Raw genomic sequence first — 307 nt, 5'->3', positions numbered from 1 at the left:
TCCTTGCCGCCGGCGTGGGTGACCTCAAGCGCGTCCTCACCAACGTAAAGACCCGCGGCACCTTCGGCGAAGTCCAGCTCGGCGCCCTGCTGGAGCAGATCCTCGTCGCCGAGCAGTACGCCGCCAACGTGGCCACGGTGCCTGGGTCCGCCGATCGCGTGGAGTACGCGATCCGCCTGCCGGGCACCGAGGACGGGACGCCGGTCTGGCTGCCTATCGACGCCAAGTACCCCGTCGAGGACTACCAGCGTCTGCTCGACTTCCAGGACGCCGCGGATGCCGAAGGCGTTCTCGTCGCCGGCAAGGC

1 protein-coding gene is annotated in these 307 nt (G+C 69.4%); it reads left to right on the top strand.

Going from position 1 to position 307, the window contains the following annotated elements; genetic code table 11:
- The coding region (rmuC, locus tag CBX98_RS25940; RefSeq protein ID WP_146192944.1) for a DNA recombination protein RmuC at positions 1–307 on the top strand (307 nt) is incomplete at both ends.

It is taken from the genome of Vibrio sp. T9 (genome assembly GCF_003123985.1).
In the GTDB taxonomy this organism is placed as follows: Bacteria; Pseudomonadota; Gammaproteobacteria; order Enterobacterales; family Vibrionaceae; genus Vibrio; species Vibrio diabolicus.
This window is presented reverse-complemented; position numbering and strand designations above follow the sequence as displayed.